17 protein-coding genes are annotated in these 7,885 nt (G+C 68.3%); all 17 read right to left on the bottom strand.

Going from position 1 to position 7,885, the window contains the following annotated elements:
* Positions 1 to 77 precede the first annotated feature (77 nt).
* Positions 78 to 542: a 50S ribosomal protein L15 gene (gene rplO / locus NT8_RS04645; protein WP_067964603.1), complete on the bottom strand. Its 465-nt coding sequence runs from the start codon at positions 540 to 542 to the stop codon at positions 78 to 80.
* On the bottom strand, positions 539 to 724 hold the full coding sequence (gene rpmD / locus NT8_RS04640) for a 50S ribosomal protein L30 (RefSeq protein WP_067964601.1): 186 nt from the start codon (positions 722 to 724) through the stop codon (positions 539 to 541). Before rpmD ends, rplO begins: the two co-directional genes overlap by 4 nt.
* 2 nt (positions 725 to 726) lie before the next feature.
* A complete protein-coding gene (rpsE, locus tag NT8_RS04635; RefSeq protein ID WP_067964599.1) occupies positions 727 to 1,329 on the bottom strand; it encodes a 30S ribosomal protein S5 in 603 nt (200 codons plus the stop codon).
* Positions 1,330 to 1,375: 46 nt separating this feature from the next.
* The gene (gene rplR, locus NT8_RS04630) at positions 1,376 to 1,762 is read right to left on the bottom strand and encodes a 50S ribosomal protein L18 (protein WP_067964597.1); all 387 of its coding nucleotides are present in this window, start codon (positions 1,760 to 1,762) and stop codon (positions 1,376 to 1,378) included.
* 2 nt (positions 1,763 to 1,764) lie between these two features.
* The gene (rplF, locus tag NT8_RS04625) at positions 1,765 to 2,301 is read right to left on the bottom strand and encodes a 50S ribosomal protein L6 (RefSeq protein WP_067964595.1); all 537 of its coding nucleotides are present in this window, start codon (positions 2,299 to 2,301) and stop codon (positions 1,765 to 1,767) included.
* 17 nt (positions 2,302 to 2,318) lie between these two features.
* A complete protein-coding gene (gene rpsH / locus NT8_RS04620; protein ID WP_067964593.1) occupies positions 2,319 to 2,717 on the bottom strand; it encodes a 30S ribosomal protein S8 in 399 nt (132 codons plus the stop codon).
* A gap of 264 nt (positions 2,718 to 2,981) precedes the next feature.
* Positions 2,982 to 3,167, bottom strand: coding sequence for a type Z 30S ribosomal protein S14 (locus NT8_RS04615; RefSeq protein ID WP_067964592.1), 186 nt, complete (start codon positions 3,165 to 3,167; stop codon positions 2,982 to 2,984).
* An 11-nt stretch (positions 3,168 to 3,178) separates the two neighbouring features.
* Positions 3,179 to 3,754, bottom strand: a complete 576-nt coding sequence (gene rplE / locus NT8_RS04610) for a 50S ribosomal protein L5 (protein WP_067964590.1) — start codon at positions 3,752 to 3,754, stop codon at positions 3,179 to 3,181.
* Positions 3,754 to 4,059, bottom strand: a complete 306-nt coding sequence (gene rplX / locus NT8_RS04605) for a 50S ribosomal protein L24 (RefSeq protein ID WP_067964588.1) — start codon at positions 4,057 to 4,059, stop codon at positions 3,754 to 3,756. The genes rplE and rplX overlap by 1 nt, the downstream gene beginning before the upstream one ends.
* A 3-nt stretch (positions 4,060 to 4,062) precedes the next feature.
* Entirely contained in the window at positions 4,063 to 4,431 is a 369-nt protein-coding gene (gene rplN, locus NT8_RS04600) for a 50S ribosomal protein L14 (protein ID WP_067964586.1), read from the bottom strand.
* Between the two features lie 103 nt (positions 4,432 to 4,534).
* The gene (gene rpsQ, locus NT8_RS04595) at positions 4,535 to 4,819 is read right to left on the bottom strand and encodes a 30S ribosomal protein S17 (RefSeq protein ID WP_067964584.1); all 285 of its coding nucleotides are present in this window, start codon (positions 4,817 to 4,819) and stop codon (positions 4,535 to 4,537) included.
* Positions 4,816 to 5,070: a 50S ribosomal protein L29 gene (rpmC, locus tag NT8_RS04590; protein ID WP_067964582.1), complete on the bottom strand. Its 255-nt coding sequence runs from the start codon at positions 5,068 to 5,070 to the stop codon at positions 4,816 to 4,818. The genes rpsQ and rpmC overlap by 4 nt, the downstream gene beginning before the upstream one ends.
* Complete coding sequence (rplP, locus tag NT8_RS04585) at positions 5,070 to 5,486, bottom strand: 50S ribosomal protein L16 (protein WP_067964580.1); 417 nt, start codon at positions 5,484 to 5,486, stop codon at positions 5,070 to 5,072. The genes rpmC and rplP overlap by 1 nt, the downstream gene beginning before the upstream one ends.
* A gap of 3 nt (positions 5,487 to 5,489) precedes the next feature.
* Positions 5,490 to 6,314, bottom strand: coding sequence for a 30S ribosomal protein S3 (gene rpsC, locus NT8_RS04580; protein ID WP_067964578.1), 825 nt, complete (start codon positions 6,312 to 6,314; stop codon positions 5,490 to 5,492).
* Positions 6,314 to 6,688 (bottom strand): 50S ribosomal protein L22, encoded by a 375-nt coding sequence (rplV, locus tag NT8_RS04575; protein ID WP_067964576.1) that lies wholly within the window; start codon positions 6,686 to 6,688, stop codon positions 6,314 to 6,316. Before rplV ends, rpsC begins: the two co-directional genes overlap by 1 nt.
* A 71-nt stretch (positions 6,689 to 6,759) precedes the next feature.
* Complete coding sequence (rpsS, locus tag NT8_RS04570) at positions 6,760 to 7,038, bottom strand: 30S ribosomal protein S19 (RefSeq protein ID WP_067964573.1); 279 nt, start codon at positions 7,036 to 7,038, stop codon at positions 6,760 to 6,762.
* Positions 7,039 to 7,050: 12 nt separating this feature from the next.
* A complete protein-coding gene (gene rplB / locus NT8_RS04565; RefSeq protein ID WP_067964571.1) occupies positions 7,051 to 7,884 on the bottom strand; it encodes a 50S ribosomal protein L2 in 834 nt (277 codons plus the stop codon).
* Position 7,885 lies beyond the last annotated feature (1 nt).

Below are 7,885 nucleotides of genomic sequence, written 5' to 3'. Positions count from 1 at the left end.
GGGGGCGCCCGCCGGGCCTCCCCCTCGCGGGGGTGGCTCCGGCGGACGCCCCTCGGAACGCCACGTGCGGGCCGATGCTACAGCTCGGTCACGGAGCCGCCGGCCGCGGTGATCTTCTCCTTGGCCGAGGAGGAGAACGCGTGCACGCTCACCTGCACGGCCACCGAGATCTCACCGGTGCCCAGCACCTTGACGAGCTGGTTCTTGCGGACCGCGCCCTTGGCCACCAGGCTCTCGACGGTGACCTCGCCGCCCTCGGGGAACAGCTCGCTCAGCTTGTCCAGGTTGACGACCTGGTAGGTCGTCCGGAAGCGGGCGTTGCTGAAGCCCTTGAGCTTCGGGACCCGGCGGATGAGCGGCATCTGGCCGCCCTCGAAGCCGACGGGCACGGTGGAACGAGCCTTGGTGCCCTTCGTGCCACGACCGGCGGTCTTGCCCTTGGACGCCTCGCCGCGGCCCTTGCGGACGCGCGACTTGTTGGAGCCGGGGGCCGGCCGCAGGTGGTGGAGCTTGAGCAGCTCGTCGGGGTTGTAGTCGCTCATTCGCTGACCTCCTCGACGGTCACGAGGTGCGCGACGACGTTGATCTGGCCGCGGACCTCGGGACGGTCGTCGCGGACGACCGCCTTGCCGATCCGGCCGAGACCGAGCGAGCGGAGGCTGTCGTGCTGCTTCCGCTTACCGCCGATCTTCGAACGGACCTGGGTGATCTTCAGCTTCGCCATGGTCAGGCACCCGCCTTCGCTTCCGCACGGGCCCGAAGCATGGCGGCCGGGGCCACGTCCTCGATCGGCAGACCGCGGCGGGCCGCGATCTCCTCGGGACGGTTCAGCCCCTTGAGCGCAGCGACGGTCGCGTGCACGATGTTGAGCGGGTTGGACGAGCCGAGGGACTTGCTCAGCACGTCGTGGATACCCGCGCACTCCAGCACCGCGCGGACCGGGCCGCCGGCGATGACGCCGGTACCGGGCGCGGCGGGACGCAGGAGGACGACGCCGGCGGCGTCCTCGCCCTGGACCCGGTGCACGATCGTGCCCTGGATGCGGGGGACGCGGAAGAAGTTCTTCTTCGCCTCCTCGACACCCTTGGCGATGGCCGCGGGGACTTCCTTGGCCTTGCCGTAGCCCACACCGACCATGCCGTTGCCGTCGCCGACGACCACGAGCGCGGTGAAGCTGAAGCGCCGGCCGCCCTTGACGACCTTCGCGACCCGGTTGATGGTCACGACCTTCTCGATGTAGGAGACACCCTTGTCTGCGGCGCCGCCGCGGCGATCGTCACGGCGGTCACGCCGCTCGCCACCGGCGCCGCGCCGCGGAGCTGCAGCCATCAGTGGTTCCTCTTCTTCCCGTTGTTGACGTCCTTGCCGAAGCCCATCAGAACTCCAGCCCGGCGGACCGCGCGCCATCGGCCAGGGCGGCGATGCGGCCCTGGTAGCGGTAGCCGCCGCGGTCGAAGACGACCGCGGTGATGCCGGCGTCCTTGGCTCGCTGCGCGAGCAGCTCGCCCACCTGCTTCGACTTCTCGGACTTCTTGCCCTCGGCCGTGCGGATGGAGGCGTCCATCGTGGAGGCGGACACCAGGGTGCGGCTCTGGGTGTCGTCCACGATCTGCGCGACCATGTGCTTGGCGGAGCGGGTCACGACCAGGCGCGGACGCGCGGCCGTGCCCTGGACCTTCTTGCGGACCCGCAGGTGGCGGCGCGCACGGGAGGCCGTACGCGAGGCCGTCCCCTTGCGGACCAGCGTCGTGCTCTTGCCCATGCCTACTTACCAGCCTTTCCGGCCTTGCGGCGGATCTGCTCACCCTCGTACCGCACGCCCTTGGCCTTGTACGGGTCCGGCTTGCGCAGCTTGCGGATGTTGGCCGCCACCTGGCCCACGAGCTGCTTGTCGATCCCGTCGACGTGCAGCCGGGTCGGCTTCTCGACGCGGAAGCTGATACCCGGAGGCGGCTCGACCACGACGGGGTGGCTGTAGCCCAGCGAGAACTCCAGGTTGGAGCCCTTGGCCTGGACGCGGTAACCGACGCCGTGGATCTCCAGCGTCTTGCTGTAGCCCTTGGAGACGCCCTCGATGAGGTTCGAGATCAGCGCACGGGTGAGCCCGTGCAGCGACCGGTTCTCGGGCTTGTCGTCCGGGCGCGCCACCTGGATCGTCCCGTCCTCCTGGGAGACGGTGATCGGAGCGGCGATGGTGTGCTTCAGTTCGCCCTTCGGCCCCTTGACTTTGACGTCGTGCCCGTCAATCGTGACTTCGACGCCCTTGGGGACCGAGATCGGCAGTCGTCCGATGCGCGACATGCGGAAAGTCCCTCCCTCTACCAGACGTAGGCGAGGACTTCGCCGCCCACGCCGCGCTTCTTGGCCTGCTTGTCCGTCATCAGGCCGCCGGACGTCGAAATGATGGCCACGCCGAGGCCGCCCAGGACGCGGGGAAGGTTGTCCTTCTTCGCGTACACCCGGAGGCCGGGCTTGGAGACCCGGCGGACACCGGCGATGGAGCGCTCACGGGTCGGACCGTACTTGAGGTCGACCACGAGGTTCTGGCCCACGGGGGCCTCCTCGGTGCGCCAGCCCTGGACGTAGCCCTCCTGCTGGAGGATCTCGGCGATGTGCGCCTTGATCTTGGAATACGGCATCGACACGGTGTCGTGGTATGCCGAATTCGCGTTACGCAGACGCGTCAGCATGTCTGCGATCGGGTCGGTCATCGTCATGGCCGATTGGCCCTTCCTCACCGCGGTTTCCCCAAGGACACGCCATTCCCTGATGGCGTGTGACCGCGCCCCGTGGGCGCGGAGTCCTCTAGGACCTACGGCGTGGTCATGGGCACCGTGCGATGTCCGCACCGTGCCCGGTCGGTTCCTGATGGTCGGCGGCGGTACTACCGGCCGCTTCGATGTGCGGTGCGCGGCCCGGGGGGCCGGCTCCGCGGGAAGCCCCGGGGCCGACCGCGCGCTGCGCGGTCGGCCCGCCGGAGGCTACCAGCTCGACTTGGTGATACCGGGCAGCTCGCCCCGGTGGGCCATCTCGCGGAAGCAGATGCGGCACAGGCCGAACTTCCGGAAGACGGCGCGCGGGCGACCGCACCGCGAGCAACGAGTATACGCGCGAACCTCGAACTTCTGCTTCCGGTTCGCCTTGGCGATCAGCGCCTTCTTAGCCATCTCAGATCCCCCTAGGCTTCCTTGAAGGGGAATCCGAGCCGCTTGAGCAGGGCGCGCCCCTCGTCGTCGTTGGTCGCCGTGGTGACGACGGTGATGTCCATCCCACGCTGGCGGTCGACCTTGTCGGGGTCGATCTCGTGGAACATGACCTGCTCGGTGAGGCCGAAGGTGTAGTTGCCGCGGCCGTCGAACTGCTTCGGCGAGAGCCCGCGGAAGTCCCGGATGCGGGGCAGCGCCAGCGAGAGCAGCCGGTCCAGGAACTCCCACATCCGGTCGCCGCGCAGCGTGACGCTGGCGCCGATCGGCTGGCCCTCGCGCAGCTTGAACTGCGCGATGGAGTTCTTGGCCCGGTTGATCCGCGGCTTCTGCCCGGTGATCGCCGACAGGTCGGCGATCGCGCCCTGGATGAGCTTCGCGTCGCGGGCGGCCTCGCCGACACCCATGTTGACCACGATCTTGGAGAGACCGGGGACCTGCATGATGTTCTTGATGTCGAACTCGTCCCGCAGCCCGGCGATGATCTCGGAGCGGTACTTCTCCTTGAGCCGGGGCAGCGCCGGGGCGGCGGTGTCAGTGGTGACCGTCATCAGATGTCCTTACCGGTACGGCGGGAGATCCGAACCTTGGTTCCGTCTTCCTCGAAGCGGTAACCGACACGGGTGGGCTTGCCGTCCTCCGCGAGCGCGACGTTGCTCACGTGGATCGGCGCCTCCTTGGTGACGACCTCACCCTGCTGGCCGCCCGCCGGGTTGGCCTTCTTGTGCTTCTTGATGAGGTTGACGCCCTCGACGACGACACGCTGCTCCCGGGGAAGGGCCTTGATGACCTTCCCGGTGGCACCCTTGTCCTTGCCGGCGATGACGACGACCTCGTCGTCCTTCTTGATCTTCATCGCCTAGAGCACCTCCGGCGCTAGCGAGATGATGCGCATGTACTTCTTGTCCCGCAGCTCGCGGCCGACCGGGCCGAAGATGCGGGTACCGCGCGGGTCTCCACCGTCCTTGATGAGCACGGCGGCGTTCTCATCGAAGCGGATGTAGGAGCCGTCGGGCCGGCGGCGCTCCTTGGTGGTGCGCACGATGACGGCCTTGACGACATCGCCCTTCTTCACGCCCGCGCCGGGAAGGGCGTCCTTCACCGTCGCCACGATGGTGTCGCCGATGCCCGCGTAGCGCCGACCCGAGCCGCCGAGGACACGGATGGTCAAGATCTCCTTGGCCCCCGTGTTGTCGGCGACCTTGAGTCGCGACTCCTGCTGAATCACGTCTGCTCCTGATATGTGCGCGCGGAGTCCGGGGGACCCGCGCTGCTAGGTGGTCTCACCCCTCGGCGGCCGATCTCCACCAACCGGCCGCCGGGACAGGGGTCTACTTAGCCTTCTCCAGGATCTCCACGACGCGCCAGCGCTTGGTCGCGGACATCGGGCGGGTCTCCATCAGGCGAACCCGGTCGCCGATACCGCAGGAGTTCGCCTCGTCGTGGGCCTTGTACTTCGTGGTGCGGCGGATGACCTTGCCGTACAGCGCGTGCTTGACGCGGTCCTCCACCTCGACAACGACGGTCTTCTCCATCTTGTCGCTGACGACCAGGCCCTCGCGCACCTTGCGGTAGTTGCGCTCCAGGTCCCGGCTCAGGGCCTTCTCTTCGCTCATTCGGCTGCTTCCTTCGTCTCCTCAGCCGACTCGCCGGCCAGCCGCATGATGCCGAGCTCGTGCTCACGCATGACCGTGTAGATGCGCGCGATCTCGCGCTTCACCGTCCGCAGTCGGTTGTGGTTGTCGAGCTGGCCGGTCGCGGCCTGGAAGCGGAGGTTGAACAGCTCCTCCTTGGCCTCCTTGAGCTTGGCGACCAGGTCCTCCTGGGACTCGCTCCGCAGCTCCTGGGCGGTCAGGGACTTCGCCATCACGCCTCCACTTCGCGCTTCACGAACTTGCACTTCATCGGCAGCTTGTGCATGGCCCGCCGCATCGCCTCCTTGGCGATGGGCTCCGGCACACCCGACAGCTCGAACATCACGCGGCCGGGCTTGACCGGCGCGACCCACCACTCGGGGGAGCCCTTACCGGAACCCATGCGGGTCTCGGCCGGCTTCTTGGTGATGGGGCGGTCGGGGAAGATGTTGATCCACACCTTGCCGCCGCGCTTGATGTGCCGGGTCATGGCGATACGAGCGGACTCGATCTGCCGGTTGGTGACGTAGGCGGACTCCAGGGCCTGGATGCCGAACTCACCGAAGTTGACCTTGGTACCGCCCTTGGCACGACCGCGGAGGTCCGGGTGGTGCTGCTTGCGGTGCTTGACCTTACGGGGAATGAGCATCGGTCAGCTCCCCTCGTTCCCGGACTTCTCCGCGCCCTGGCCGGCCTCGGCCGGAGCGCTGGACCTGGTCTCGGCCGGCGCGCCGCCGCCCGCGGGACCGCCGCGGCGGCGCCGCTGCGGACGCTCGCGGCGCTGGCCGCCGCCACCGCCGCCGCCCGGCGCGCGCTGCGCGGCCTGGGCCGCCTCGCGCTCGGCCCGGGTCGCGGGGGCGTCGCCCTTGTAGATCCACACCTTCACGCCGATGCGGCCGAACGTCGTCCGGGCCTCGAAGAACCCGAAGTCGATGTCGGCGCGGAGCGTGTGCAGCGGCACGCGGCCCTCGCGGTAGAACTCCGACCGCGACATCTCGGCGCCGCCGAGGCGGCCGCCGCACTGGATGCGGATGCCCTTGGCGCCGCTCTTCATGGCGCTCTGCATCGCCTTGCGCATCGCCCGACGGAACGCGACTCGGCTCGACAGCTGCTCCGCGACACCCTGAGCGACGAGCTGAGCGTCGATCTCCGGGTTCTTGACCTCGAGGATGTTGAGCTGGACCTGCTTCTTGTTGGTCAGCTTCTCGAGGTCGGCGCGGATGCGGTCGGCCTCCGAACCGCGGCGGCCGATGACGATACCCGGCCGGGCGGTGTGGATGTCGACGCGGACGCGGTCACGGGTGCGCTCGATCTCGACCTTGGAGATCCCGGCGCGCTCCATACCGCGGTTCAGCATCCGGCGGATGGCCACGTCTTCCTTGACGTAGTCCTTGTACATCTTGTCGGCGTACCACCGGGTCTTGTAGTCGGTGGTGATGCCAAGTCGGAACCCGTGCGGGTTGACCTTCTGCCCCACTATCGGGTCCTCTCCTTCTTCTTGGACGAGGCGCCCGCGGCGTCACGCTGCTCGACGACCACGGTGATGTGGCTCGTCCGCTTGGTGACCCGGAAAGCGCGGCCGAAGCCCCGCGGGCGGATGCGCTTGAGGGTGGGACCTTCGTCCACCCAGGCGCGCCCGACCACCAGCGTCTCGCGGTCCAGCTTGTCGTTGTGCTCGGCATTGGCGATGGCGCTCGCGAGCACCTTGCCCACCGGTTCGCTCGCCGCCTGTGGCGCGAACCGGAGCACCGCCTGTGCCTCGTCAGCGGGCAACCCGCGAATAAGGTCCACCACCCGGCGGGCCTTTCGGGGCGTAACACGGACGAACCGTGCCTGTGCCCTCGTTCCCATCGCTCTTCCCTCGCTCACGGAATTCACCCCCACCACCGTGGGGTATATGGCTCTTACTCCAACTGCAACCGCTAACGGCGGCTACGGCGGTCTTCCTTGACGTGGCTGCGGAAAGTGCGCGTGGGAGCGAACTCGCCGAGCTTGTGGCCGACCATCGACTCGGACACGAACACGGGGACGTGCTTGCGACCGTCGTGGACGGCGATCGTGTGCCCGATCATCTCGGGGATGATCATGGACCGGCGGGACCACGTCTTGATGACGTTCTTGGTGCCCTTCTCGTTCTGGTCCTCCACCTTCTTGATCAGGTGGTGGTCGACGAAGGGACCCTTCTTCAGGCTACGTGGCATCAGACGTGCTCCTTACCGCTTCTTCTTGCTACGCCGACGCACGATGAGCCGGTCACTGCCCTTGTTCGGCTTGCGGGTCCGCCCTTCGGGCTTGCCCCACGGGCTGACCGGGTGGCGACCACCCGAGCTCTTACCCTCACCACCGCCGAGCGGGTGGTCGACCGGGTTCATGGCCACACCTCGGACGGTCGGGCGCTTGCCCTTCCACCGCATACGGCCGGCCTTGCCCCAGTTGATGTTTGACTGCTCGGCGTTGCCGACCTGGCCGACGGTGGCGCGGCAGGTGACCTCCACCTGCCGCATCTCGCCGGAGGGCATGCGCAGCGTCGCGTACGCGCCCTCCTTCGCCAGCAGCTGGATCTGCGACCCGGCGGAGCGGCCCAGCTTGGCACCGCCGCCCGGCTTCAGCTCGACCGCGTGCACGAACGTACCCGTGGGGATGTTCCGCAGCGGGAGGCAGTTGCCCGGCTTGATGTCGGAGGTGGGGCCGTTCTCGACCTTGTCGCCCTGCTTGAGGCCGGCCGGCGCGAGGATGTAGCGCTTCTCGCCGTCGACGTAGTGCAGCAGTGCGATCCGCGCGGTGCGGTTCGGGTCGTACTCGATGTGGGCGACCTTGGCGGGGATGCCGTCCTTGTCGTGCCGACGGAAGTCGATGACGCGGTAGGCGCGCTTGTGTCCCCCACCCTGGTGCCGGGCGGTGATACGGCCGTGGCCGTTCCGCCCGCCCTTGGAGTGGAGCGGACGCACCAGGGACTTCTCGGGCTCCGAGCGCGTGATCTCGACGAAGTCGCTCACGCTGGACCCGCGACGACCCGGTGTCGTCGGCTTGTACTTACGAATGCCCATC

The sequence above is a fragment of the Nocardiopsis trehalosi NBRC 14201 genome (assembly GCF_001552555.1).
In the GTDB taxonomy this organism is placed as follows: domain Bacteria; phylum Actinomycetota; class Actinomycetes; order Streptosporangiales; family Streptosporangiaceae; genus Nocardiopsis_B; species Nocardiopsis_B trehalosi.
Note: the sequence above shows the minus strand (reverse complement) of the source record. Positions and strands in the feature narration are given on the sequence as shown.